Here is a 26801-nt window from a genome sequence, read left to right as displayed (position 1 = left end):
GCTAAATCTTAAAGCATGCTTGCAAATTTTTCTAATGTACGGATCATTTGTGCTGTAAAGCCAGCTTCGTTGTCGTACCATGCAACAGTCTTAACAACTTGTGCATCGCCTTCGCCAACAACTTGTGTTTGTGTTGGGTCGAAGATTGAACCAAATGATGTACCAATGATATCGGAAGAAACGATACCGTCAGCATTGTAACCAAATGATGGGTTGTTTTCTGTAACTTTCTTAACTGCTTCGTTAACTTCTTCAGCTGTAACTTCTTTGTCAAGAGTTGCAACTAATTCTGTTAATGAACCTGTGATAACAGGAACACGTTGTGCATGACCGTCTAACTTGCCGTTCAATTCTGGAACAACTAAGCCGATAGCTTTAGCAGCACCTGTTGAGTGAGGAATTGTGTTTTGAGCTGCAGCACGTGCGTTACGTACGTTACCACCGCGATCTGGACCATCTTGTAATTTTTGTGTAGCTGTGTAAGCGTGGATTGTTGTCATTGTACCAGCTTTGATGCCAAATGCATCGTTAACAGCTTTAGCAAGTGGTGCCAAGCAGTTTGTTGTACATGAAGCAGCAGAAACGATCTTGTCTTCTGGTGTCAATGTATCATCGTTAACACCGTAAACGATTGTCTTCATCTTGCCGGCTGGAGCTGAAACAAGAACTTTCTTAGCACCTGCATCGATGTGTGCTTGTGCCTTTTCTGGAGATGTGTAGAAACCTGTTGATTCAAGAACCAAGTCTACGCCATCGTTCTTAACCCAAGGAATGTTACGTGCATCTGCTTCTGCGTAAACAGGAATTTCCTTACCGTTAACGATAAGTGCGTTTTCTGTTGCGGAAACTTCACCTGCGAATTGACCATGAGCTGTGTCATATTTCAACAAGTGTGCTAACATTGCTGGAGATGTTAAGTCGTTGATAGCAACGATTTCCAAATCTTTTGATGTTTCAGCAATACGACGGAATGCCAAACGGCCGATACGACCAAAACCATTAATACCTACTTTAGTAGTCATACTACAATTTCCTCCTTTAGGAAATAAAAATTTATTTTAAAAAGTAATGATTAAACACTACTCTTTTAAAATCGCCTTTGCAGCTCCTTCATCCGTGATCAAACACGTTTGTTTGGGAGCGTGATTCATGTAGGAGACGATCGCTTTTGCTTTGGAAGCACCACCAGCGACCGCAACTACACAGTCCATAGAAGCGAGGTCTTCTAACTGGATCCCGATACGAGAGATCCGATACACGACACGTCCACTTTCATCAAAGAAATAACCAAAGGCTTCACCAACTGCTCTTTTTTCTTTGAGCATTGCGACCAAGTCTTTTGACATTGAGCGCCGATGAGCCATATGCATTGCCGTACCAATGCTGTGGATCACAGCATTACTTTGCTTGATCAACGCGACTACTTCTTGAATAGCCGGTTCCTTTAATAGCGGACGATACGTACTCTCGCTTACCTGCTCGGGAACATATAATGAACGGCTTTTCCCGCCAGTACATAATGCCATCCGAGCACAAACATTATTCGCCTGAATCTCAACGCGTTCTCCCAAGCCACCACGAGCCGGTACAAAAAGCAACTCACGATTTCTTGAGATCTCAGGTGTAAGACAATCAGCAATTTGTGCCATTGTTGTTCCACCCATCGCTGCGATCACATTTTTTCCATGTGGCAATAATGTCTTTAAAGTGTTGGTAACTAACTTTCCCATTTCATCGACCACATCACGATCATTATCGCTGTTACCAGCGACCACTAAACAATTTGTAATGCCGAGTTTTTGACTCAACTGAACTTCTAATTGTTTAAGATCTAATAACTGATCAATGAAACTAGATAATCCCTGAATAACTTCACGACCCTTATCGGTCAAGATCATGCCTGACTTAGTTGTCGCAATCAAGTCTTGCTTTTTCAAGCAATCGGCTTCTGTCCGCAAAATTCGTTCACTCATGCCCACTGCATCAGCTAACGAGCGTCTTCCGATCGGACCTGCCAGCGCAATGTGCTTTAACACTGCATATCTGCGACTAATGGTATCGATCACATCAGGAATTACCCGTTCGATCCACTCGATTTCTTGATGCATAGTCATTCGTCTCTCTTTCTGTGGGACGCAAACCGTCCAGAGATCTCATCAAACCTTAATTAGATGATGATAAAGTAGGTTTACAAAAAATTACTATTTGTAAATTCCTACTCTCCCAAGCACACTGAAATTATAACAACAATATTTTTCTTTTGCAAGGTGTAACACACTAAAATTAAACAAAAAAACCGAGAAATCCTTAGTATTAATCCTTATTTAAATCGCTTTATCCGAAATTTAACTTAAAAAAAACCGCAAACGTTGAAAGATTGACGAACGATAACTATGAAAACGTTACTAAACACCCGTAAATCAAGGAACATTTAAGTTTTTTCACAAATGTAAAATAATTACTAACAAAATCTTTTTCGCTTGGATGCAGCCGGGATTTGTAACTTTTCGCGATACTTAGCAACTGTTCTTCGGGACAATTTTAGTCCATCAGCTTGTAACTTATCTAAAATCTTTTGATCAGATAATGGTTTTTGTTTATCTTCAGTTGCAATCAATCGTTGGATCTGCTCTTGGATCTTAGCTGCACTAATGCCGGCACCATCTTGATCATAATTAACGGCTTGTGAAAAAAAGCTGCGTAATTCAAAAACTCCAAAATCAGTTTGTAAGTATTTTCCATTAACTGCCCGACTGATCGTTGATTCATGTAATTGTAGTTTTTGAGCTACATCGCGTAACAATAACGGTTTTAATGGATGGTTTGACTTAGCAAAGAAATCGTATTGATGGGCAATTATTTCTTGACCTACACGTTCGATCGTCCTTTGGCGCATTTGAAGTTCTTCTAGAAGTGAAGCATACTGCTTTTTCTTTTCCTTGAGATAAATTACCACGTTTTTGTCTAATGTTCCGACCAAACTTTCATAGTAACTTTTTCGAAAAACTATTTTGGGCTTAACTAAGCTTGTTGCCCGTGCCTGATACTTTCCGTCCACTTTTTCAACGATCAGATCTGGTGCGATATATGCCGTTGAACTTTGATCATAAGCTTTTCCCGGTGCTGCTGATAACGTCTTGACATAGTCTAAAACACCTTGAAACTCTTCTTTACTTAGCTTCATCTTTTTTATGATCTCATCCCATTTACGCTGGGTAAAAAGCTCGAAATTCTTAGCGATAACTTGATAAGCAAGCTCTTCTTGCCCGCGGTCATTTTCGATCTGCAACAATAAACATTCTTGCAGATTACGCGCACCTACCCCTGGTGGATCAAGCCGCCACAATAATGTTAAGGCATCATCTAATGTTGTTCGATCGATTTTTCCATCCTTAAGTAACTTAGTTGTATCTAGTGTTAAATAACCATTTTGGTCAATATTTTGAGCTAAATACACGACCCAATCCCGTAAAACAGTCTTTCGCATGGTTAAATTTATTTGGTCCATTAAGTATTCAAAGAGTGATTGTGATTTTGTTTCCACCGCAAATTCTGAAATATCAGCAATTTGTTGGTTAGAACTACTTACCTCCTTAAAGGACACCGAAATAAAAGGATTTTCTAATTCTACTTGAGCTAAATAATCTTGTAATTCGCTTGCATTAAATTTGAGAATTTGAATCGATTGTTGCATTTTTTGCGTCATCATCAAGTTTACTTGTTGCTTTTGTTGTAAGTTTACATCCTGCTGAAGTTTCATTTTCCCATCCTTTCACAAACTTTCACAAATTTAACTTGTAATTTCATCGAATATATTTTAATATAATAAAGTACGCATCGCTAGTGTAATGGATCGCACGCAAGATTCCGGTTCTTGTAATCTGGGTTCGACTCCCAGGTGATGCATTGATTTCCCCGATCTTCTTCAAGTTGATCGGGGCTTTTTTTATTTTATAAATCCCCGTTAATACTATTATACGTTAGGCTGAATCATTAATAAAACATTTTAAATTTTTTAGTTGTATCCACTACTATTCAAAAAGCCGCAAAAAATAAATTCTATTGTTTGACCATTTTTGACCAATAGATTATAATATCAATACATTGTCATTCATGACACAAAACTATAATAATTGCGGAGGTTCCCACTATGAATTTAGTTCCTACAGTCATCGAACAATCATCTCAGGGAGAACGTGCTTATGATATTTACTCACGTCTATTAAAAGATCGCATCATCATGGTTTCAGGCGAAGTTAATGATGATATGGCCAATGCCATCATTGCACAATTACTTTTCTTAGACGCTCAAGATTCTGAAAAAGATATCTATATGTATATCAACTCTCCTGGCGGTTCTGTTTCAGCCGGCCTAGCTATTTATGACACAATGAACTTTGTTAATGCCGATGTCCAAACGATCGTTATGGGAATGGCAGCTTCAATGGCTTCTGTCCTTGCTACAGCTGGTACTAAGGGTAAACGATTTGCACTTCCAAATTCAGAAATCATGATCCACCAACCTTTAGGTGGCGCCCAAGGTCAATCGACCGAAATTCAAATTGCAGCTGAACATATTTTGAAGACCCGCAAATTGATCAACGAAATTTTAGCTGAACATTCTGGTCAAGACATCGAAACGATCGACCGCGATACTGAACGTGATAACTTTATGACCGCACAACAAGCAGTAGATTATGGTTTGATCGATGGTATTATGAAAAATAAGAAGAAAACTAAATAAGCAAAAAATAGTAGCTCGGAAAAATTTCGAGCTACTATTTTTTATTTAGTTTCGATCAACAAATCTTGTGGTGAGAAGAGTTGCCACTTTTTAATAAATAAAAAGCGCATGATAAACCCTAAACAAATCGGAAATACCACAAATAAACTAACTAAAATCACCGTGCTGGCAATTCCTGGAGTCATAAAACCATAAGCTGTCAGCGGTCCAACTAAACCACTGAAACCAAAACCTGCACTCATTGGAGTTCCTTGAATATTAAAAATTGCTCCTAATGCTCCTACGATTCCGGCACTTAGCATTACTGGTAAATAGATGACCGGCTTTTCCATCATATTACCCATTTGGATCTTTGGAGTTCCAAAGAAGTGAGCGATCACCGTACCAACACTATTGACCGAACTCCCCATAACAGCTAAAGTAAAGGCACCAGCAGTGATACCTAAATTAGCAGAACCTGAAGCGATTCCCGTCAAGCCAACTGCTGCACCGATAGCAACCGAACTAACTGGTGAACAGATCAACACTGCAAACGAGATCCCCATCAAAATTCCCATTAAGATCGGCTGTAGGCTGGTGAACGTCTTAATAACCATTCCGATAAATCCAGTTACGGCTTTGACATATGGCAAAGTGAATAACCCTAAACTTCCACCAACGATGATAACTACGATCGGTAACAAAAGAATCGTGTAGCTCTTAAACCGATCACCGATGATTTGAGCTAAGATCACAGCAATCGTGATCGTGACCCCTGCATTTATCACATCCCCTGTTCCTGATAAAATAAAACCTTGTTGTCCTTTTTGGATCACACCCGAGCCGATCATGGCTGCCCCAGCGATCGAACTCATCTGCACCATATTCATTTTAAAAAGGTAACCAACGCTAAAGCCAGCCATCGCCGCTAATAAACTCATATTGAAATTGACGATATCTAAAACGCCATTCGCAAATGTTGGCCAAACGTCAACCAGTGCTTCCATTAGCTTACCTAAAATTGCTGATGGGATCAACGAAACAACGACCCCCATACTGATACCATTCAAAATATTTAATGCAAATTCTTTTCCTTTTATCTTCTCACCCATATATATCCCCCTTGTTACACACCTTTTACTTACAAAACTAGGACACGATCACACTCACTTAATAAAGTTTTAAATTAAAACTTTGTGTGCTTTATTGTCCCCTCTTACTTGAGTATTATTTGCTAATTTACTATATCTAGATTATAAAGTCAACGGATAAATTATATAAAAATTAATTTTTTAATTTTAAGTTAATAAAAAGGCACACCATCTCTAGCGTGCCTTTTATTTGATCATACTTGACCAGCTTTTAAATTTTTAGCGTACTCATTTAACTTACGTAAACGATGATTGATCCCCGACTTTGAGATCGGACCGCCTGGAACTAATTCACCTAACTCTTTTAAACTTACTTCTGGATGAGCTACTCGAGCTTGAGCTACTTCTTGAAGTTTAAGTGGTAATTTTTTTAGACCCACTTGTTCATCAATAAATTGAATGTTTTCGATTTGTCGTTTGGCGGCATCGGCTACCTTATTCATATTGGCTGTTTCACAATTAACGATACGATTGACCGAATTTCGCATATCTCTTACAATGCGAATATCTTCAAATTTCAACATCGAACCGGTAGCTCCGATCAAAGATAAGAAATCAGCGATCTTTTCTGCTTCTTTGAGATACGTAATATAACCGCTACGTCTTTCAGTTGTTCGTGCATTTAACCCGTAACGATTGATCATTTTACAGATCGTTTCGTTATGATCTTCATACAGCGAATAAATCTCTAAGTGATAACGACTCGTTTCGGGATTATTTACAGAGCCCGTTGCTAAAAAAGCTCCTCTTAAATATGAACGCACTTTAGCATCATCATCTAAAAAATCGACCGGAACAGTTTCTTTGATCTGAAAACCATCTAAGATGTCTAAATCCTTTAAAACATGATCGCTCCCAGTCTTTAGCCGAACAATATATAAATTGTTTTTCTTTAATTTCATTTTTCGGCGTACTAAGAGTTCACTTTCAACTTCATAAAATTGTTTCAGTAAAACATAGATTCGGCGTGCAATCGCTGGATTTTCGGTTTGAACACTCAAAACAAATTGATGGTTAACGATACTAAGTGATCCATTCATCCGGATCAAGGCCATTAATTCTGCCTTAGCATTGCCAAAATGGACCTCTAGCGTCGTTAGCTCCTTTTTGACGTCACTAGCGTATGACATTTAGCCACCCCTTTAATTTAGTTCATCAGCATACCAGGATTTTGGTCGGCCAATCAAGCGCATCAACTCAGATACAACTTGCGTCCCGTTGTGAAAGACGCCGTGATCACGTAATTCTAAGAAATTATCCGAAATAACTCGGCATCCCTGGTCACGTAAGCCATTAAAGTCATAGGCAACTTGATATAAATATTCATCATATTTTTGCCGATCCAAATAGTCCTTTGGCACAGGTTCAGTATTGACTAAAACAGTATCAATAAATTTTTTCCCTAAATGTTCATTTAAGATGCGCACGTGATCGGCATCAGTAAAATGCTCAGTTTCACCTTTTTGCGTCATAATATTACAAATATAAACAACTTCGGCATTTGTTTGACACACTGCTTGTCCCACATTAGAAATCATCAAATTTGGTAAGATGCTCGTAAATAAACTCCCCGGTCCTAAAACGATCTGGTCAGCTTCCATGATCGCGGTGATCACTTCTTCTTTAGCATGTGGCTCTACATCGTCGATCGAGGTGACCCACACTCGCTTGATAGTTTTACCAGCAGCCGAAATATGTGATTCTCCGGCTAAACTAGTTCCATCAGTAAATTTTGCATTTAAAGTTAACGGGACATCTGAGGCAGGATATACGTGCCCTTCGATCTTCATCAGTGCCGATAATTCCTGCACTGCATCAAAAATACCACGATCATCCATTTCAGACAAAGCTGCAATGATCAAATTTCCGATCGCATGACCTGAAAAAAATTGATCATTTGAATTAAAACGATATTGAAAAATTTTCTTATACACATCTGGCATATTTGATAATGCCACTAATACATTCCGAATATCTCCGGGAGGGACCACATTGATATAATCACGGATCACACCCGAAGAACCACCATCATCGGCCACGGTCACTACGGCTGTGATATCAACATTATGGCTCCGTAAGCCATTTAAGATAACTGGTAAGCCTGTGCCTCCACCGATCACAACGATTTTCGGACGCTTTCTGCCAATTCTATCCTTTGTCATGAACGATTTACAGTCTCCTTTCGCTTATTCATATCCCGATGCGTAATATTGACTGGATAATCTGTTTGTAAAGCATGACCGATCCGATTAGCCAAGGCGACCGAGCGATGTTGCCCGCCAGTACAGCCAATTGCGATCGTAACACTTGTTTTACCTTCTTTTTCATATCCTGGCATGACAAAGCGCAACATTTTTATAAATTGTTGGTAGAATTCCTCTGTTTTTTCAGAATTCATCACATAATCGTACACTGCTTGATCATTACCTGTTTTATTGCGTAAATCCTTAATGTAGTAAGGATTTGGCAAGAAACGAACATCCATCACAATATCCGCATCAATCGGAACACCATATTTAAACCCAAATGACATTACATTTACATGGAAAGTTGTTTGTTGATCGCTTTCAAAATTTCTAAATAGTTCTTCGCGTAATTGACGAGGTGAAATTTTACTTGTATCGATCACTAGCTTGGCTTTTGAACGTAATTCTGCTAACAATTCACGTTCACGGTGGATCCCTTCTAAGATCCGCCCTTCCATCGCTAATGGATGTGCCCGCCTTGTTTCTTTATAGCGTGCTACAAGTTCTTCATCAGAAGCATCTAAAAAGATGATCTGTGGGCGTAAATTATCATTCCCATCATCTAATTCTTGAAGCATCGTAAAAATCTCATCATAAAAAGCACGCGATCGTAAATCGATCACCAGTGCAACTTTATTGATCTTCCCTGATTCTTTTACAAGCTCCCAAAATTTATTAATGAGTGCTGGTGGCATATTGTCGACACAAAAATACCCTAAATCTTCAAAACTTTGCATTGCAACAGTTTTTCCTGCACCACTCATTCCAGTTACGACTACTAATTGTATTGCTTCTGACATTTTGACTAACGCCCCCAATTAAATTTCCATTGCCTAATTATAACATAGCCGGGTGTGTCATAGGTATTTGATGCAAAAAAGCAGCGCTAAACTGCTTTTTACCGGCTAAATATTTAAATCAAGCTCTTGACCAAAAATCTTCATTTTCATCTTAGTACCTGTAGGTGTGGCTGCTAAGCCTCCTAGACCAGTTTCACGTAATTGTGCTGGTAATCGCTTGCCGATTCGTTTCATCGCTAAAATAACTTCATCGGCAGGAATCTTATTTTCTAACCCCGCTAACGCCATGTCAGCCGCAGCTAATGCATTGACTGATCCGACAACATTTCGTTTTACACACGGAATCTCCACTAAACCTGCTACTGGATCGCATACCAGCCCTAAAAGATTACTCAACGCCATCGCAAAGCCTTCAGCTGCTTGGAGCGGCGTGCCACCACAGATTTCGACTGCCGCAGCTGCCGCCATTCCCGAAGCACTACCTACTTCGGCTTGGCAGCCACCTGTTGCACCAGCGATCATCGCATTGTTAGCTGTCACCATTCCAAAAGCACTAGCGCAAAACAAAAAGGCAATCATTTGATCTTCTGTAAGTGCCCGCTTTTTTTCCAACGCAAATAAGACCCCAGGAATCGTGCCCGAAGATCCTGCCGTTGGTGTGGCACAGATCAAGCCCATAGCCGCATTGACCTCATTTGTTGCTAGCGAATTTTCGATTGCATATAATACGGTCTCATCGGTCAATCCTTGACCTGACTCGCGGTATTTCCGCATCTTTGCCGCTTCTCCTCCCGTCAAGCCGGTAGGTGAAAAAACTCCATCGCCTGTTGTTCCACGCTTAGCTGCAGCTTTCATAACATCTAGCTGCCGTTTCATCTTATTCCAAACTTCCGTGCGACTTGAGCGTGAATACTGAATTTCTTGTTCTAGCATCAACTCCCAGATAGGAAGTTTTCGCTCCTGCGCTGTCGCTACGATTTCTGCTACACTGTTATACATAAAAATTCCTCAATTATAAACAAATCAACCCGCTACTAACTGCTTTTATCTGATCTAAAACTTTCGGATGTGGCATACGGTCAAGATCTAACTCATGAATATAGCGTCCACCGGCTTGCGACAAGGCACTTTCTTTTCTGATTTGAATATTATCATGCGATAAATGTGCCTTAATATCAACCGGATCATTGCCCCCAGTCCAACATAGCATGATCGGTAAAGGTCCGAGTGGAGTAAAATGGCACCCCTCTACTTCTAAGTCACGGATCTCGATCGTTCCACCGCCGATCGAACACCCACTAACTTTGATTTTTTTAGTGTCATTTTCAAGGGTGATGATCGCAGTGTTTGGATGGTTAATCGGACTAGTTCCTTCATGTTCATTAAAGATAACTTCGATCCCTTGTTTTTGTGCAATTTCAACCGCACGTGGTACGCGCAAATCATCGGTTTCCATACCTAAAACACCAGCGATGATCGCATAGTCTGTTCCGTGCCCTTGATGTGTTTTTGCAAATGATTCATAGTAATCAATGGTTACTTTTTTTAGTTTTTCTCCAAAAATTTTGTGTGCTGCCTGCCCGATCGCAACGGCACCAGCAGTATGTGAACTAGATGGTCCAACCATTACCGGTCCGATAATGTCAAAAACACTTTTATAATTACCACCACTCATCGTCTATCCTCACTATCTATTTTTTATTTAATTTAACATAATTTTAGACTCACGGTTCAACATGTGAAAAATTTAATTTATCTAATGGATTTCTCTTGGCATCAAAAAAGCCCAAAATGAACATCTGTCATTTTGGACTTTTTAAATTATTCCACTACCTTACGTTCAAAAGGATCAGATGAAATGCCTTCGGCTAAGATCTTTTCGCACCATTCTTGTGCTGAGAAAAGCGAATGGTCACGGTAATTGCCACAGCTCTTAATGTCTGTGCCTTGAACATCTTCCCAAGAAGCGTTCAAAATATCGTTAAGTGAGGCTTTCAATGCTTTTGCAACCTCAACAGTGTCATGTTCACCCCACATGATCAAATGAAAACCAGTCCGGCAACCAAATGGTGAACAATCGATCACACCATCCACATGATCACGTAAATATCCCGCTAACATGTGTTCGATCGTGTGTAAACCTGCTGTTGGAATAGCATTTTCATTTGGTTGAACTAATCTAAGATCAAAATTTGAGATCTTATCTCCCTTAGCGCCTTCTTCCACAGTGATCAAACGTACATAAGGTGCTTTGACCGCTGTATGATCTAATGTAAAGCTTTCAACTTCTGCCATTAATATCAACCTCACTTTATTTATCTTACTCTTTTACTCTAGCAGTTTATTTTTAAAAAGCAAGTCTTAGTCTTCCTTGCGTTCTTCATAATGTCCATTTTCAAGTAATGGTTTTAGATATTTTCCCGTGTAACTTTGCTTGATTTCACATAATTGCTCTGGCGTACCTGTTCCCACGATCTGTCCACCACGTTGGCCACCTTCAGGCCCAAGATCAATCAAGTGATCAGCTGATTTGATCACATCTAAATTATGTTCGATCACAAGAACGGTATTTCCCTTGTCGACTAACCGTTGTAAAACATTTAACAAACGCTTGATGTCATCAGTGTGTAACCCTGTTGTCGGTTCATCAAGAATATAGAAAGTCTTACCGGCTGATTTTCGATGTAATTCTGACGCCAATTTCATCCGTTGCGCTTCGCCCCCAGATAGCGTTGTTGCTGGTTGTCCTAAAGAAACATAACCTAAACCAACATCAACGATCGTTTGGAGTTTGCGCTTGATTTTAGGGATCGCACTAAAGAAATCTAAAGCCTCTAGAACATTCATTTCCAAAATCTGCGCGATATTTTTACCCTTATATTCAACTTCAAGGGTCTCTGAGTTATAACGCGCCCCATGACAAACTTCACAAGGAACATAGACATCCGGTAAGAAATTCATTTCGATCTTAATGATTCCATCACCCTTACATGCTTCACAACGACCACCTTTTACGTTAAAGCTAAAGCGTCCTTTGCCATATCCACGTAGCTTAGCTTGATTTGTTTGGGCAAATAAGCCACGAATATCATCAAATACCCCCGTATAGGTCGCTGGATTGCTTCGTGGAGTACGACCAATCGGACTTTGGTCAATATTAATGACTTTTTCAAGATTTTCAACTCCCAAAATCTTTTTGAATTTACCCGGTTTTTCAGAATTATGATGCAATTTTTGTGCCAAAGCTCGTTTCAAGATCATATTGACTAAAGTGGACTTACCAGAGCCAGAAACACCCGTTACTGCGATAAATTCACCTAGTGGGAACTTAACATCAATATCTTTTAAATTATTTTCTGTCGCCCCGATGATCTCAACGAAATTACCATTGCCTTGTCGCCTTGTCTTGGGGATCGGAATATATTTTTTTCCAGATAGATATTGTCCAGTCAGTGACTTTTTAATACGTGCAACTTGCTTAGGTGTTCCCGCAGCCATGATTTGACCACCTTTTACCCCTGCGCCAGGGCCAATATCGATCAAGTAATCGGCCGCACGCATCGTATCTTCGTCGTGCTCAACCACAACTAAAGTATTACCAAGCTCACACATCGCACGTAAAGAAGCGATCAAACGATCATTATCACGTTGATGTAGACCAATTGATGGTTCATCTAAAATATAAAGAACTCCGGATAAGTTGGAGCCAATTTGGGTCGCCAATCTGATTCGTTGTGCTTCGCCCCCAGATAAAGTTCGCGCTGAACGACTCAAATTCAAATAATCTAAGCCAACATTTACCAAAAACGTCAAACGGTCATTGATCTCTTTTAAAATTGGCCGTGCGATCTGCATTGTTTGTTCACCAAATGTCAAATTCTTGAAAAACTTCAATTCGTCTGCGATCGATAAATCCGAGACCTCACCAATATGCTTGCCAGCGATCTTAACTGCCAAAGCTTGCTCATTTAAGCGATAGCCGTGACATGTTTGGCAAGTTAAACTTGTCATATATTTACGCATGACATCACGGGTAAAATCACTGTTTGTTTCGTGATAACGCCGATCAACATTAGGAATGACCCCTTCAAAAGTTGTATCAACATCACGGATACCACCAAAATCATTTTTATATTTGAAATGGAATGTCTTTTCGCCTGCACCGTACAAAACAAGATCACGTTGTTTTTTAGGTAACTTTTCAAATGGTGTATCCATATCAATGCCAAATGCTTCACATGCTTGCTGCAACAAAGTCGGATAGTATTTTGAACTGATCGGATTCCATGGCTCCATTGCTCCTTCATTTAAAGTTTTTGAAGGATCAGGTACTACTAGATCAATATCAACTTCTAATTTCATCCCTAGACCATCACAATCAGCACAAGCACCAAACGGAGCATTGAAAGAAAATAGCCGGGGTTCTAGTTCACCGATCGTAAAACCACAGTAAGGACAAGCAAAATTTTCGGAAAATTGTAAGGTCTCACCGCCGATAATATCAGCACTGGCACGTCCATCCGCCAAGCGTAAAGCAGCTTCAAAAGAATCAAACAAACGGGAACGAATTCCTTCTTTGACCACGATACGGTCGATCACCACTGAAATATCGTGTTTTTGATTTTTATCTAATTCTAGCTCTTCTTCTACATCGTGCATTTCACCATCGACCAAAAGCCTAACAAAGCCTTCGCGCTTGATTTTTTCAAAGACTTTTTTATGTTGGCCCTTTTTTCCGACCACGATGGGAGCTAAAATCTGTAATTTAGTTCTTTCTGGTAATTGTAATACGCGGTCGACCATTTGTTCAGGTGATTGGCTAGTGATTTCATGTCCATCGTTAGGACAGATCGGTGTACCGACACGAGCCCATAAAAGGCGAAAGTAGTCATTGATCTCAGTTACCGTCCCCACCGTTGAACGCGGATTTTTCGAGGTCGTTTTTTGATCGATCGAAATTGCTGGTGATAAGCCGTCGATCGAATCAACATCTGGTTTATCCATCTGGCCTAAAAATTGCCTTGCATAAGCGGATAAACTTTCTACATAGCGTCGTTGTCCTTCGGCATAAAGCGTATCAAATGCCAACGAACTTTTTCCCGAACCAGATAGTCCCGTGATCACAACTAGCTTATCCTTAGGAATCTCAACATTTACATCTTTTAAATTATGCTCACGTGCCCCACGGATCGTAATCTTATTTTTTCCCACTGTACTTATCCTTTCATTTCCAAATTATTACCCTATTTGTGCCTTTAACTCCATCACAGTATCGCGTAAGGCTGCCGCATCTTCGAATTCCAAGTTTTTGGCTGCCGTGCGCATCTGTTCTTCTAAGCGAGCAATCATTTCTTTTTGCTCTTTTTTATTTAGTTCATCAAATTCAATCTCGGCATCTAGATCACGTTTTACGATTTCTTCTGACTTAATCGTACTTGTGATCACGTCACGAATCTCTTTTTTGACCGTCTTTGGTACAATACCATGCTCAATATTATATTCCATTTGGATCGTCCGCCGACGCTTAGTTTCTGCCATCGCTTTTTTCATCGAATCAGTGATTGTATCGGCATACATGATCACATGACCATTTTCATTACGGGCAGCGCGTCCGATCGTCTGAATAAGAGAACGTTCATTGCGTAAAAATCCTTCTTTATCAGCATCTAAAATCGCTACTAAGGAAACTTCCGGCACATCAATACCTTCTCGCAACAAATTGATCCCCACAAGAACATCGAATTTACCTAAACGAAGATCACGCACGATCTGTGTTCGTTCTAAGGTTTTGATATCTGAATGCAAATACTTGACCTTAATGCTCAATTCCTTAAAGTAGTCCGTCAGATCTTCGGCCATCTTTTTAGTAAGAGTCGTCACAAAAACACGTTCATCACGTTTTACACGCTGTTCGATCTCAGCCACAAGATCATCCATTTGACCCATGATCGGTCGCACTTCTACTTCTGGATCGAGTAAGCCAGTTGGGCGGATGATCTGTTGGACTACGGTGTCGGTGCGTTCTTGTTCATATGGTCCTGGAGTTGCAGACATATAAATTATTTGATTAACTCTTTGTTCGAATTCAGCCAATTTAAGTGGGCGATTATCTAACGCACTTGGCAAGCGAAAGCCATAATCAACAAGCATTTGTTTTCTAGAGCGGTCACCATTATACATTCCTCGAACTTGCGGCATGGTAACGTGAGATTCGTCTACCACGATCAAAAAGTCATCGGGAAAGAAGTCTAACAGCGTATAAGGTGCTTGCCCTGCCTTACGTCCATCCATATGTCGCGAATAATTTTCAATTCCTGAACAATATCCCATCTCACGTAACATTTCAATATCATACGTTGTTCTTTGCTCTAGGCGTTGAGCTTCCAACAACTTACCTTCGTCACGTAATTTAGCTAGTCGATTTTCCAATTCATTTTCAATGCTTTTGATCGAACCCTCTAACCTTTCACCACTTGTCAAAAAGTGCGTTGCCGGGAAAATCACCACATGATTGCGATCGCCTAAAATTTCTCCCGTCAAAGGATCAACTTCTCTGATCCGATCGATCTCATCACCAAAAAATTCGATTCGTAAGGCTTGCTCATCACGCGAAGCAGGGAAAATCTCTACCACATCGCCGCGAACTCGAAACCGCCCGCGCTGGAAATCGATATCGTTTCGTTCAAATTGAACATCAATCAATTGATTTAATAACTTATCGCGCTCAAGTTCTTGACCTACCCGTAACGAAATCGCTTGTTCTTGATACTCACGGGGATCACCTAAACCAAAAATCGATGAAACCGAGGCCACTACGATCACATCATTGCGCTCTAAAAGAGAACTTGTCGCCGAGTGGCGTAATTTATCGATCTCATCATTGATGCTCGAATCTTTTTCGATATAAGTATCACTAGATGGAACATACGCTTCGGGCTGATAGTAATCATAGTAACTCACAAAATATTCGACTGCATTATCGGGAAAGAATTCTTTGAACTCCCCATACAATTGTCCGGCTAACGTCTTATTGTGAGCTAAAACTAAAGTTGGCTTGTTGGCCTTGGCGATCACATTTGAAATTGTAAAAGTTTTTCCGGTACCAGTTGCACCTAACAAGATCTGCTCTTTTTTGCCTGCTTTGATCCCATCAGCTAATTGCTCAATTGCTTGCGGCTGGTCGCCGGTCGGTTCATATTTTGAAACTAATTTAAATTTCTTATCAGCTTGGCGTTCGATCACGTCGTTACCCCCTCATAACGTTTTATATTGTACCCAAAATTATACCACAGCGAACGTATTTTCGCATCTTTATTATATAAAAAAGGGGTACGGCAAGCCGCACCCCCTAAAAAATCAATTATTACTTTTTAATATATTCTGCGATCGCAGCATCGAATTGGTCACATTTTTCATGCGCTTGTGCTAATGAATCTCCTTGTGTTCCAATATAGAACTTGATCTTTGGTTCTGTCCCAGATGGGCGCACAGCGATCCAAGTACCATCTTCTAAGATATACTTCAAAACATTGGATTTTGGAAGTTTGATCTCTTCACTCTTGCCTTCGCTATCTGTCCGGACTGAGGATTGATAATCTTCAGCAGCGACAACTTTGTAACCAGCAAATTCCTTAGGTGTTTCATTTCTAAACTTGATCATCAAGTTCTTGATTTCTTGAGCACCTTCGACCCCATCAAAAGTCAAAGCAGTTGTCTTTTCAGCAAAGTAACCATATTTTTCGAATAATTCTTGTAACCCATCGTATAAGTTCTTGCCTTGTTTCTTGTAAAAGGCTGCAACTTCGGCTAACAATACCAATGATTGAATGGCATCTTTATCACGCACAAATGGACGAATCAAGTAACCATAACTTTCTTCAAACCCTAACATGAAGCTATGTTCATTTGTTTCTTCAAAGTGTTGAATCTGTTCGGCAATAAATTTGAAGCCCGTTAAAACATTGATCGAATCAACTCCAAAATCTGCTGCAACTTTAGCCGCAAATTCACTAGAAACGATCGATTTTACTAAGGCACCATTGTCTGGTAAAGTACCAGCATTTTTACGTGCAGTTAAAATGTAGTTCAACATGATCGCAGCAATTTGATTACCAGTCAAGAGTTCGTATTCTCCGTCTGGTTGACGTACTGCAGCGCCTAAACGGTCAGCATCTGGGTCAACAGCAACTAAAAGATCAGCCTTTTGACTCTTACCTAACTTAATTGCTAAATCAAATGCTTCAGTAAATTCTGGGTTAGGATGTTCAACAGTTGAAAATTCTGAATCAGGTTCTGCTTGTTCTGGAACCATTGTGAAATCTTCAAAACCAGCTTGACGTAAAGCTTTTTCACCTAACATTCCACCAGCACCGTGAAGTGGTGTAAAGACAAGTTTCATTGTCTTTCCTTCTTCGGCTACCAATTCACGATCAATCGTAACTTCTTTGGCATTTTCAAGGTAAGCTTCATCGACTTCTGAACCGATGACTTTTAAGGTACCATCATTGATCAAGGAATCTTTATCAGCAACTTCAACTGCAAATAAATCGTCAACTTCCCGGATATATTTAGTGATCATATCGGATTCTTTTGGTGGCATTTGCGCACCATCTTCACCGTAGATCTTATAACCATTGTATTGTTTTGGATTATGACTAGCAGTGATCATGATCCCTGCATAAGTGTGTAAATGACGCACAGTAAATGATAATTCTGGTGTCGGACGTAAACTCTCAAACACATAGGATGGAATCCCATGTGCTCCTAAAACTTTAGCAGCTTCAAATGCAAATTCTTGTGACATGCGACGTGAATCATAACTAATTGCGACCCCACGCAATTTTGTCTTTTCATCTAATGTATCCATCAAACGGGCTAGGCCTTCAGTTGCTTGATGAACAGTGTAAATATTCATCCGATTGATACCTGCACCGATGACCCCACGCATTCCGGCTGTACCAAATTCCATAGGTGCATAAAATGCATCTTCAATCGCTTCGTTATTCCCTTCGATTCTTGCTAGATCTTCACGAACAGTATCATCAAGATCAGTACGTGAATTCCAAACGGCATAAGTTTCTTCCCAACTCATATCTATCACCTCATTCATCTTTTCAAATCTAGTATACTATCAATCGGCAAAACTTGCTATAACAAGCCCTTTTCCGCTTACAAAATAACAAAAAAGACTAACTATCTCCTAATGAAATAATTAGTCCTTTATAATTTTTATGTTATTATGCCCATCAGCTTTTTTTGATTTCCTGTTAAATACCAAGGATTATTCGGTAAATAGTAGCGACGATACCAAAAAATACCTAAGGCTAAGACAAACAAGATCACTGATAACCACTGCGAAACGCGCAAAGCACCTAACATTAGGCTATCGGTCCGCATTCCTTCAATAAAGAAACGACCAAACGAATACCAAGCAACATAAGTCAAAAAGATCTCACCTTGCTTGAAAAGATGCTGGCGGTGACGCAAACAAATTAACAGAACAAAGCCTAAAATATCCCACAGTGATTCATATAAAAAAGTTGGTTGGTAATAAATACCTTGAATATTCATCTGTGAAATAATGAAATTTGGCAAATGTAAATTTTCTAAAAATGCGCGTGTGACTGGACCGCCATGTGCTTCTTGGTTGATAAAATTCCCCCAACGTCCGATTCCTTGAGCTAAAATCACAGTGGGCGAGATCACATCTAAAAACAACCACGGGGATAGTTTTTTTATACGACAAAAAACTATTAAAACGACTAATGCGCCTAACAAACCACCATAGATCGCAATGCCTCCATCCCAAATTCGGTAGATCTCACTAGGATTGGCACTGTAATATGACCAACGAAAGATCACATAATATGCGCGTGCACAAATCAATGCAATTGGTAAAGCCCATAAAATAAAGTCATAAAAGTCGTCTGCCACGATACCACGCTTTTTCCCTTCATTTACTGCTAAATAAAGTGCTAATAACACCGCAACGCCAATAATAACACCGTACCAATGCACTTGAAATCCTAAAAAATTAAAAGCGATTGGATCGATCGCACCTAAATTAAAATTCACTTTATGCCCCTCTACTTCTTATCAGAATTTTCACTGATCAATTCATTCAAATTTCGTTCAAAGGCTTTAGTTGCATCATAGCCCATCGTCTTAGCACGATAATTCATGGCAGCAGCTTCAATGATGATCGCCAAGTTACGCCCAACTTTGACCGGAATCGAGATCTTAGGAATATCGACATCAAAAATCGTTACCTTTTGTTCACCGTTACCTAAACGATCAAATTGTTTATCTCTTTCCCAGTTTTCCAAGTTAATGATCAGTGAAATATCAGTTTTTGAACGTACGGCACCAGCACCAAATAGATTCATCACGTCAATGATCCCGACTCCACGGATTTCCAATAGATGACGTAAGATCCGTGGTGCTTCTCCGATTACCGTTTGTTCATCTTGTTGATGGACTTCAACACGATCATCAGCGATCAAACGGTGGCCCCGCTTGATCAAATCAAGGGCTGTTTCTGACTTACCAACACCAGAGTCACCGGTGATCAAAACACCTAAACCATAAATATCGACTAAAACACCGTGAAGTGATTTTCTTTGAGCAAGCCGCCCCGATAAAAAGTCTGTCAACTTAGCCGATACCCGTGTCGTAGGCAATTTAGAGCGTAAGATCGGAATATGATGTTTATTAGCTGCAGCCGTCATTTCTTCCGGTACAGCCAAATAACGTGAAACAACAAAGCATGGTGTATTAGCCCCACACAATTTATTCATGATCTCTAACCGCTTTTTAGCACTCATTTTATTGCCATAAGATATTTCTGTCATCCCAAATAATTGGATCCGTTCTTCCGGATAGTAATCAAAATATCCCGTCAATTCTAATCCTGGTCGCGAAATATCTTCGGTTGTGATCAAGCGTTCTTCAAGATATTCTTTACCAGAATGAACTTCAAGATTAGTGATCTCATCCACTAATTCTTTAACACTTACTGTCCCACTCATCGTAAAAACCTCCTTAACTACTCCTGATTTGACGTAATAATCAAGTTAACGACACTTAAAATGATCGCAATAAACATCGCTGAGCCAAAACTAGTAAAGCTAAACGATGGTCCGACTAAAAATGAGGTTATTTCAAGCATAAACCCATTGATAAACAGATAAAAGATCCCTAGAGTCATTACCGTGATCGGTAAAGATAACACCACTAAAAGAGGCTTGACGAACATGTTCAATAAGCCTAAGATCACAGCTGCAATAATAGCTACCCATACGCTTGAAACGTGGAAACTATTGGGGAAAAATCCCGCTGTTGCTAAAAAAACTAATACTGTAACAAGTGTCCTTTGCCAAAAATTCAAATTATTTCTCTCCTTTATTATCAATGTCTCTTTCCTTTGCATCTGTTACTTGACGACGCTTCTCTTTTTCGCCGAAACTATTTAGAAAAGTAAAGACATCATTATATTTTTCATGGGGATGTTTTGGTAAGAATATTGCTAGACCTAAGTAAAGTAAAATTGGTACATACACTAAAAGTGGTACTAATTTGCACACGAAAGCAATTACTAAAAAGATGGTGCGGATGACCCAAGGAGAAACATTCAAGAATTCACCAATACCAGCACACACACCACAGATCACACCATTATTTGAACGATAGAGCTTCTTTTTATTCATTGAAAAACTTCCCTTCAACCTCTTGCTAATTTAAAAAACATGGTAGGGTCAAAATAAAGCGGGTCCCCTCTTGATATGGACTCTCGACCGTGATTCGACCAGATAAAGCTAACACTGATTCTTTAACGATCGCTAACCCTAAACCACTACCTTCATTTGAGCGCGACTGATCGGCCCGATAGAAGCGTTCAAAAATTCGCTTTTGTTTTGCCTCTTTGATCGTTTGTCCTGTATTATACACGAATAGTTGCCATTCATTGAGTTTTTTGTTTACTTTTAAGGTAATTTTTCCCCCATTTATATTATATCGAATCGCATTTTGAAGTAAATTACCAATAATATGCTGTAAGTGCCGCTTATCGCAACGCACGGTAAAATCTTTAGGAATCTCAAGTTGTAACGTTAAATTTTTTTCTTTGATCTTCTGAGTGTAGCCAGCTATTAATTGTCCACAAAACGAACGTAACGCGATTTTTTCAAGACGTAATTCTTGCGGACCACTATTTTTAGCAAGCGCCGAAATATCATCGATCAATTCCTTTAAGTGAGCGCTTTGCTCAGAAATTATTTTTACAAAACGATAGGCGGTTTCTTTGTCATCAAGTGCTCCTGCCAAAAGGGTCTCACTAAAACCTTGAATAGCTGTCAGGGGCGTTTTTAACTCATGACCTGCATTGGCCATAAATTCACGTTGCATGACTTCAATTTGCTTGATCTCGGTAATGTCATTAAAAATACACATGACCGAATAATGATGGCGACTTAATGGAACATAGACGAATTGTACCTCATACCATGCATCTTTTGTTTGCCATAAAAAGCGTTGATCTTTTTTAGTCTGATACACTTTTTGTGTAGCTAAAATCAACTCAGCGGCGGTAAATACTTGATAAAAATGCTGTTCTTTCGCATTTGAGCCAAGCTGTAAAATACCTTGCGCAACATGGTTATATAAAACAACTTGCTTATGTTGATCAAAAACGATCACACCACTTGTCAACGATTGTAATAAACTCAAATAGTCGCGATTTTGTTGCTCATATTTACGCATGAGGCTACGTTGTTTAGTTTGTAGCCGATTTACTTGACGCGAGATCGCGTAAAATTCATCGTTTTTAGCCAGCAAAACATGACGCCCTGGATTATTAGCAACCATTTCCGTCAATTTTTCTAAAATCAACATTTCACTAGCTAGACGCTTCTTTTTTTGATGTTCAAAAATCAAATTATTTCCTAGTGCTACCAATAATACCGCTAACAAAATCCAAGCGACACCTTCTTTTTGCCATACGGTCCAAAAATGTTCATGGAAAATCAAGCCATAAACGAAAACAACTAAGATCACTTCAAGCAACGACAGTAAAACGTAATTACGAAAATTTTTAAGCATCTTCATCTACATCACCATTAAAGCGATAACCAAAGCCCCGTAAAGTTTCGATATAGCGTGGCTTTTTAGGATCTGGTTCGATTTTTTCACGTAAATGGCTGACATGCATATCGATCATCCGCGTTTGCCCAACATAATCGTAGCCCCAGATACCATTTAATAATTTTTCACGACTTAATACTCTGCCGGGACGCTTAACAAAATATGCTAGTAGTTCAAATTCCTTAGGCGTTAATTGGACCGGTTGCCCATTTTGTAAGACCTTCACTTGATCTAAATCAATCGTAAAATCGGGAAATTCATAGACTTCCGTGGAAGTTTTAACAGCTGGTACAGATTCTTCTTGTGGCAACCGACGGCTAATTGCCTTTAGCCGTGCAATTACTTCTCGAGGGGAGAAAGGCTTCGTCAAATAATCATCGGCCCCCAACTCTAAACCAATGATCTTATCGATCTCTTGGTCACGAGCGGTAATGATCAAGATCGGAGTCGTTACTTTGTCTTGCCGTAAACTTTTCGTGATCTCTAAACCATCCATTTGTGGCAACATGATATCCAACAAAATAAAATCATAATTTTTAGTCTTAGCTAATTCATATCCTTGTTTTCCATCAGCAACGGTTTTAACTTGATAACCTGCTTGTTCTAAATTATATTTAAGCAAAGTCTGGATCGCCATATCATCTTCAACTACTAATACTTTTTTCAATGTTATGCGCACTCAATCAGACTGAGCGCTCCCTCCACATCACTAATTTATTATTCAAATAATACTAATCCGATCTCATGTGGTGAATCAGCATAAATAGCACTTTCGGCCAGTTTTAATTCACCATCAAAATTTTTAACTTTCAAGCGACAATAAGCAGAATTTTTTTGCAAAGCCTCATAAAGCTCATCACCACTCGTAACTCTAACTCCATTACATTCAAGAATAATATCGCCAACTTCTAATTTCATCTTTGCAGCTGGCGTATCTGGCTTGACTGCTACGATCCGCACCCCTTCAGAAGTTTCAACGTACCAACGTTTGGCTTCATGATCGGCTCGTAAGCGCCCAAATGCTTGAAAAATAATGACCAATAATAATAAAGCTAAACTGTAAAATGAACTTGCGGGAAAAACAAACGCGCTCCCCGCCAAAATAAAGGAAACTCCTGCTAAAAATAAACTTTGACGCCGGCGTAATTTTAAGGCAAGCGCAGGTGTTTGTTTATAGATCCGGCAAAAAGCCCCAACAAAAATTGGCATGATCATTAAACTAGTATTATATTTACTAAGATCAAACCAATCTTGCCAGTTAGTGCCAAAAGCTCCGCCAGGAATAAACATGATCAACGGAAAAACGGTAAATTCGCGCCAAGTATAACCGGCAATGCGACGTCCACGCTTACCAGAAAAAATTTGGGGACTAAACCAATCAGTTTTGTCTTCATGGGCTAAATATCCTTGGAAAAGAGCTAGCAGACCTGTCAGCAGTAAAATAGTCCCACCAAATTGGTCGTTAGTATGCGAAACTAACAGGTGCTTTGCCAAAAAGTCACTTGGCGCTAGCTTTAATTGTTCAAAAATCAAAGTAACACAGCCCGTTAGTAAAAGTGCAACTAAGCTTAGATCCCCTACATTGACAAGCAATAAAGCGATCACAGCAAACAACTGATATAACATCAGCGTTTGACTCGGTAAAGAGATCCCTAAAATTAAGTCGAAGACTGCACCGATCAATAAAAAGGTAAAACCATTTTTGATAAAATGTCGACCTTCATAAAAATCCCGATCGATCGCGATTCGAAAATTTTTCCGTTCATTTCTTAACCGCCACTGGTAAGAAAAAAACGTCATCAACAGTCCGCCCCAAAAAAGTGGCTCTATGAAAAAGAACATAACATTTTTTAAAAATTGCAAGATTTCAGTTCCTTTCTAAGTGTTTGGTTACATTATACCAATTTTTTATCTTGAAACATAATTAGACCCGTTACCTCTCCTAAACAAAAAGCACTCGGGAAATCCCAAGTGCTTTTGCCTTAAATTTTTAAGAAACGACGCATCGATAAACCTGAACCTAAAGCACCGATCACGATCCCAATTACAGCTAATAAAAGATCGATCTGCCAAAGGAAAGTTGCTGGTGTCAACAAATGATAGTTTGTACTTGCAAGTGCACTTGTCAAAACACCATATGCCCAATAATATGCAATATCAACTAATAAAATTGGTAAAATTGCACCTAATAGGCCGGTCCAAGCCCCTTCAAGGATGAAAGGCCAGCGGATATAGCTATTTGTTGCCCCAACTAAGCGCATGATCGCGATCTCATTTTCACGTGAAAGAATCGTGATCCTGATTGTATTAGAGATCAAGAAAACAGCGACAAATAATAGCAATAAACTGATTACAAAGCCCCAACGTTGAATCGAGGCAACGATCTTAAAGAGTTTTTTAGCGGAAGCTCCACCATATTTAGCGTCATAAACATATTTTAAAGTCTTAGCTTTTTTAGCAACACTGACTGTTTTTTCAGGTGAAGTCGTATCAACAACATACACATCATAGAGTGGATTTTGATCTCCTTGGAACAATTGGAAATCTTTACCATACACCCCGATCACGTTGTCCAATTCGTTTTGACGACTTGAATACGTTACCTTTTTAACTCCACTGATCTTGCTCAATTCACTTTTTAGTTGAGCTTTTTGTTCCTTGGTAGTACCACGGTCGATCACTACCCGAACTTGGACATCATTTTCGATATCATGGGCAACTTTGTTAATATTCATCAAGATCGAAAGTAAGACCCCGACTAGTAATAAAGTCACCGTAACCGCACTGACAGCCGCAACTGACATCCAACCGTTACGTTTTAAGCTTTTAAAGCTTTCCGTTAAATGTCGTTTAAGCGTTACTGCTTTCATCGATATAGTCCCCCTCTTCTTGATCGCGAATGATCTTACCATCAGCAATTTCGATCACTCGATGCTTATATTCGTTTACAATAAAGCTGTTGTGAGTAGCCATTACCACTGTTGTTTTTTCTTGGTTGATCTTTTCTAAAATATCCATAATACCTCGAGCCGTTTCTGGATCAAGGTTTCCTGTTGGTTCGTCAGCGATCAAGATACTTGGCTTATTTGCAATTGCACGCGCGATCGCTACTCTTTGTTGTTCCCCACCAGACAATTCATCAGGGAAGTTATCTTTTTTATCTTCAAGACCTACAAGTGTCAATACGCGGTCAACGCGCTCTTTTACTTCAGCAGGTGTTTTTTCGATTACTTGCAACGCATAAGCAACATTTTCAAAAACAGTTAACCGTGGGAGTAATTTAAAATCTTGAAAAACGATCCCTAATTCCCGGCGTAAACGAGGCACCTCGCTGTTTTTCATTTTTTCTAAGCTATGATCGTTAACTTGAATATGCCCTGAAGTTGGCACTTCTTCATGATACATCATTTTGATAAAAGTGGATTTACCAGCCCCACTAGGACCAACTACATAAACAAACTCACCATCATTGATCTTTAGTGAGATATGATCTGATGCCAAAGTATTATTAGGATATTCCTTAACTACATCTTTATACTCTATCAATATAAATTCTCCTTTCTTGTGATTTTTCATTTTTAGCTTGGGTTAGCTTTTTGTAACTTCCATTGCAAATATGCATTAATGAAGCCATCTAACTCGCCATCCATGACTGCTTGCGTGTTACCTGTTTCAAAATTTGTACGGTGATCTTTGACCATTGAATATGGATGGAAAACATAGGAACGAATTTGGGAGCCCCAGCCAATATCAAGTTGTTCACCTTGAATCTCAGCCCGTTTCTTTTCTTGCTCTTCTAATTCGATTTGGTATAGTTTGGAACGCAACATTTTCTCAGCCGTCGCACGGTTTTGAAATTGTGAACGTTGTGCTTGACTAGAAACAACGATCCCAGTTGGAATATGGATCAAGCGCACCGCTGAAGAAGTTTTATTGATATGTTGTCCCCCAGCACCACTAGCACGAAAGACCTCCATCTTGATATCTTCTGGACGTAATTCAACTTCAACATCATCGTCTAATTCTGGCATCACGTTAACAGAAGCAAATGAGGTATGCCGTCTGCCAGCCGAATCAAACGGGGAGATCCGCACTAACCGATGAACGCCCTTTTCACCGCGCAAATAACCATAGGCATTATGACCAGAAATTGTTAAGGTGACCGATTTTATGCCAGCTTCGTCTCCTGGTTGATAATCTTCAGTTGTCACCTTAAAGTTATGCTGTTCAGCCCAACGCGTGTACATCCGCAACAGCATTGAACCCCAGTCTTGCGATTCAGTCCCGCCTGCACCCGGATGAATTTCTAAAATTGCGTTATCCTTATCGTAAGGCTCATTTAACAATAATGTTAGTTGATAAGCCTCCAATTGTTTGGCCGTTGTCGTGTAGCTTTGTTCAAGTTCAGCTAAAACATCAGCATCATCAGGTGTTTCTTGGGCTAATTCAAAGAGTACTTCTAATTCTTCTACCGCCGATGATAGTTGATGGAAATTATCGTACTTAGCTTTTAAGTCATTATTTTCACTAATGATTTTTTGAGCTTGTTCTTGATCATCCCAAAAACCTGGCTCAGCCATCTTCATTTCATTTTCAGAAATGAGTTCTTCCAGACCTTCTAAGTCAAAGAGACCCCCTAAAGTCCGAAATTTGTGCATTCATTGCCTCAATTTCTTTCTTATATTCACTAAATTCCATATTTTTTCCTCAATTACTTTTTAGACTATGTAAGCATAAAAGAAGA

The 26801-nt window shown here is 39.5% G+C and carries 24 protein-coding genes; 1 reads left to right on the top strand and 23 read right to left on the bottom strand.

The window, feature by feature from the left end:
• Positions 1-8: 8 nt before the first annotated feature.
• From gap to rpoN, 3 genes are all read right to left on the bottom strand, one after another.
• Positions 9-1022, bottom strand: coding sequence for a type I glyceraldehyde-3-phosphate dehydrogenase (gap, locus tag FC32_RS06270; protein WP_025086627.1), 1014 nt, complete (start codon positions 1020-1022; stop codon positions 9-11).
• A gap of 57 nt (positions 1023-1079) precedes the next feature.
• Positions 1080-2108 (bottom strand): sugar-binding transcriptional regulator, encoded by a 1029-nt coding sequence (locus FC32_RS06265; protein WP_025086626.1) that lies wholly within the window; start codon positions 2106-2108, stop codon positions 1080-1082.
• A gap of 353 nt (positions 2109-2461) precedes the next feature.
• Positions 2462-3760, bottom strand: coding sequence for an RNA polymerase factor sigma-54 (rpoN, locus tag FC32_RS06260; RefSeq protein ID WP_025086625.1), 1299 nt, complete (start codon positions 3758-3760; stop codon positions 2462-2464).
• 390 nt (positions 3761-4150) lie between these two features.
• On the opposite strand from rpoN, the gene clpP reads away from it, so the two are divergent.
• A complete protein-coding gene (clpP, locus tag FC32_RS06255; RefSeq protein WP_025086624.1) occupies positions 4151-4744 on the top strand; it encodes an ATP-dependent Clp endopeptidase proteolytic subunit ClpP in 594 nt (197 codons plus the stop codon).
• Between the two features lie 41 nt (positions 4745-4785).
• Here the strand turns inward: clpP and FC32_RS06250 are convergent, their stop codons facing one another.
• The 20 genes from FC32_RS06250 to prfB all read right to left on the bottom strand — a co-directional run bounded on the left by FC32_RS06250 (position 4786) and on the right by prfB (position 26755).
• Positions 4786-5835, bottom strand: coding sequence for a PTS sugar transporter subunit IIC (locus FC32_RS06250; protein ID WP_056957330.1), 1050 nt, complete (start codon positions 5833-5835; stop codon positions 4786-4788).
• Between the two features lie 233 nt (positions 5836-6068).
• Entirely contained in the window at positions 6069-7004 is a 936-nt protein-coding gene (gene whiA / locus FC32_RS06245; protein ID WP_025086623.1) for a DNA-binding protein WhiA, read from the bottom strand.
• Between the two features lie 12 nt (positions 7005-7016).
• A complete protein-coding gene (locus FC32_RS06240) occupies positions 7017-8036 on the bottom strand; it encodes a gluconeogenesis factor YvcK family protein (protein ID WP_025086622.1) in 1020 nt (339 codons plus the stop codon).
• The gene (gene rapZ, locus FC32_RS06235; RefSeq protein ID WP_025086621.1) at positions 8033-8920 is read right to left on the bottom strand and encodes an RNase adapter RapZ; all 888 of its coding nucleotides are present in this window, start codon (positions 8918-8920) and stop codon (positions 8033-8035) included. Before rapZ ends, FC32_RS06240 begins: the two co-directional genes overlap by 4 nt.
• A gap of 105 nt (positions 8921-9025) precedes the next feature.
• Positions 9026-9919, bottom strand: a complete 894-nt coding sequence (gene sdaAA, locus FC32_RS06230) for an L-serine ammonia-lyase, iron-sulfur-dependent, subunit alpha (protein ID WP_056957329.1) — start codon at positions 9917-9919, stop codon at positions 9026-9028.
• A gap of 13 nt (positions 9920-9932) precedes the next feature.
• Positions 9933-10595 carry a serine dehydratase beta chain gene (locus tag FC32_RS06225; RefSeq protein ID WP_025086620.1) on the bottom strand — a complete coding sequence of 221 codons (663 nt, stop codon included), beginning with the start codon at positions 10593-10595 and terminating at the stop codon, positions 9933-9935.
• 146 nt (positions 10596-10741) lie between these two features.
• Complete coding sequence (locus FC32_RS06220; RefSeq protein WP_025086619.1) at positions 10742-11215, bottom strand: S-ribosylhomocysteine lyase; 474 nt, start codon at positions 11213-11215, stop codon at positions 10742-10744.
• 66 nt (positions 11216-11281) lie between these two features.
• Positions 11282-14131: an excinuclease ABC subunit UvrA gene (uvrA, locus tag FC32_RS06215; RefSeq protein WP_025086618.1), complete on the bottom strand. Its 2850-nt coding sequence runs from the start codon at positions 14129-14131 to the stop codon at positions 11282-11284.
• 27 nt (positions 14132-14158) lie between these two features.
• Positions 14159-16162, bottom strand: coding sequence for an excinuclease ABC subunit UvrB (gene uvrB, locus FC32_RS06210; RefSeq protein ID WP_025086617.1), 2004 nt, complete (start codon positions 16160-16162; stop codon positions 14159-14161).
• Positions 16163-16283: 121 nt separating this feature from the next.
• Complete coding sequence (locus FC32_RS06205) at positions 16284-18011, bottom strand: phospho-sugar mutase (RefSeq protein WP_025086616.1); 1728 nt, start codon at positions 18009-18011, stop codon at positions 16284-16286.
• A gap of 137 nt (positions 18012-18148) precedes the next feature.
• Entirely contained in the window at positions 18149-18994 is an 846-nt protein-coding gene (gene lgt / locus FC32_RS06200) for a prolipoprotein diacylglyceryl transferase (protein WP_025086615.1), read from the bottom strand.
• An 11-nt stretch (positions 18995-19005) separates the two neighbouring features.
• Positions 19006-19947 (bottom strand): HPr(Ser) kinase/phosphatase, encoded by a 942-nt coding sequence (gene hprK, locus FC32_RS06195; RefSeq protein ID WP_025086614.1) that lies wholly within the window; start codon positions 19945-19947, stop codon positions 19006-19008.
• 17 nt (positions 19948-19964) lie between these two features.
• Positions 19965-20306: a phage holin family protein gene (locus FC32_RS06190; protein WP_025086613.1), complete on the bottom strand. Its 342-nt coding sequence runs from the start codon at positions 20304-20306 to the stop codon at positions 19965-19967.
• Between the two features lies 1 nt (position 20307).
• Positions 20308-20625 carry a PspC domain-containing protein gene (locus tag FC32_RS06185; RefSeq protein WP_025086612.1) on the bottom strand — a complete coding sequence of 106 codons (318 nt, stop codon included), beginning with the start codon at positions 20623-20625 and terminating at the stop codon, positions 20308-20310.
• A gap of 25 nt (positions 20626-20650) precedes the next feature.
• Positions 20651-22021 (bottom strand): sensor histidine kinase, encoded by a 1371-nt coding sequence (locus FC32_RS06180; RefSeq protein WP_025086611.1) that lies wholly within the window; start codon positions 22019-22021, stop codon positions 20651-20653.
• On the bottom strand, positions 22008-22724 hold the full coding sequence (locus FC32_RS06175) for a response regulator transcription factor (RefSeq protein WP_025086610.1): 717 nt from the start codon (positions 22722-22724) through the stop codon (positions 22008-22010). Before FC32_RS06175 ends, FC32_RS06180 begins: the two co-directional genes overlap by 14 nt.
• A 50-nt stretch (positions 22725-22774) precedes the next feature.
• Entirely contained in the window at positions 22775-23857 is a 1083-nt protein-coding gene (locus FC32_RS06170) for a PDZ domain-containing protein (RefSeq protein ID WP_235722441.1), read from the bottom strand.
• A gap of 182 nt (positions 23858-24039) precedes the next feature.
• Positions 24040-24927, bottom strand: a complete 888-nt coding sequence (gene ftsX / locus FC32_RS06165) for a permease-like cell division protein FtsX (RefSeq protein ID WP_025086608.1) — start codon at positions 24925-24927, stop codon at positions 24040-24042.
• Positions 24908-25603: a cell division ATP-binding protein FtsE gene (ftsE, locus tag FC32_RS06160; protein ID WP_025086607.1), complete on the bottom strand. Its 696-nt coding sequence runs from the start codon at positions 25601-25603 to the stop codon at positions 24908-24910. Before ftsE ends, ftsX begins: the two co-directional genes overlap by 20 nt.
• 32 nt (positions 25604-25635) lie before the next feature.
• A protein-coding gene (gene prfB / locus FC32_RS06155) for a peptide chain release factor 2 (protein WP_191976281.1) occupies positions 25636-26755 on the bottom strand; the annotation gives its coding sequence in 2 pieces (ribosomal slippage) (positions 25636-26682 and positions 26684-26755; 1119 coding nt in all).
• Positions 26756-26801: the final 46 nt, after the last annotated feature.

The sequence above is a fragment of the Ligilactobacillus apodemi DSM 16634 = JCM 16172 genome (assembly GCF_001434405.1).
GTDB lineage: Bacteria > Bacillota > Bacilli > Lactobacillales > Lactobacillaceae > Ligilactobacillus > Ligilactobacillus apodemi.
This window is presented reverse-complemented; position numbering and strand designations above follow the sequence as displayed.

What these genes read in the sequence shown, in the direction of transcription:
- FC32_RS06205 (WP_025086616.1), bottom strand. Translation starts at nt 18,011, where the DNA reads ATGAGTTGGGAAGAAACTTATGCCGTTTGGAATTCACGTACTGATCTT.
- rpoN (WP_025086625.1), bottom strand. Translation starts at nt 3,760, where the DNA reads ATGAAACTTCAGCAGGATGTAAACTTACAACAAAAGCAACAAGTAAAC.
- gap (WP_025086627.1), bottom strand. Translation starts at nt 1,022, where the DNA reads ATGACTACTAAAGTAGGTATTAATGGTTTTGGTCGTATCGGCCGTTTG.
- FC32_RS06180 (WP_025086611.1), bottom strand. Translation starts at nt 22,021, where the DNA reads ATGAAGATGCTTAAAAATTTTCGTAATTACGTTTTACTGTCGTTGCTT.
- FC32_RS06220 (WP_025086619.1), bottom strand. Translation starts at nt 11,215, where the DNA reads ATGGCAGAAGTTGAAAGCTTTACATTAGATCATACAGCGGTCAAAGCA.
- FC32_RS06240 (WP_025086622.1), bottom strand. Translation starts at nt 8,036, where the DNA reads ATGACAAAGGATAGAATTGGCAGAAAGCGTCCGAAAATCGTTGTGATC.
- rapZ (WP_025086621.1), bottom strand. Translation starts at nt 8,920, where the DNA reads ATGTCAGAAGCAATACAATTAGTAGTCGTAACTGGAATGAGTGGTGCA.
- FC32_RS06225 (WP_025086620.1), bottom strand. Translation starts at nt 10,595, where the DNA reads ATGAGTGGTGGTAATTATAAAAGTGTTTTTGACATTATCGGACCGGTA.
- FC32_RS06170 (WP_235722441.1), bottom strand. Translation starts at nt 23,857, where the DNA reads ATGACGTTTTTTTCTTACCAGTGGCGGTTAAGAAATGAACGGAAAAAT.
- whiA (WP_025086623.1), bottom strand. Translation starts at nt 7,004, where the DNA reads ATGTCATACGCTAGTGACGTCAAAAAGGAGCTAACGACGCTAGAGGTC.
- hprK (WP_025086614.1), bottom strand. Translation starts at nt 19,947, where the DNA reads ATGAGTGGGACAGTAAGTGTTAAAGAATTAGTGGATGAGATCACTAAT.
- FC32_RS06250 (WP_056957330.1), bottom strand. Translation starts at nt 5,835, where the DNA reads ATGGGTGAGAAGATAAAAGGAAAAGAATTTGCATTAAATATTTTGAAT.
- ftsX (WP_025086608.1), bottom strand. Translation starts at nt 24,927, where the DNA reads ATGAAAGCAGTAACGCTTAAACGACATTTAACGGAAAGCTTTAAAAGC.
- FC32_RS06265 (WP_025086626.1), bottom strand. Translation starts at nt 2,108, where the DNA reads ATGCATCAAGAAATCGAGTGGATCGAACGGGTAATTCCTGATGTGATC.
- sdaAA (WP_056957329.1), bottom strand. Translation starts at nt 9,919, where the DNA reads ATGTATAACAGTGTAGCAGAAATCGTAGCGACAGCGCAGGAGCGAAAA.
- clpP (WP_025086624.1), top strand. Translation starts at nt 4,151, where the DNA reads ATGAATTTAGTTCCTACAGTCATCGAACAATCATCTCAGGGAGAACGT.
- FC32_RS06185 (WP_025086612.1), bottom strand. Translation starts at nt 20,625, where the DNA reads ATGAATAAAAAGAAGCTCTATCGTTCAAATAATGGTGTGATCTGTGGT.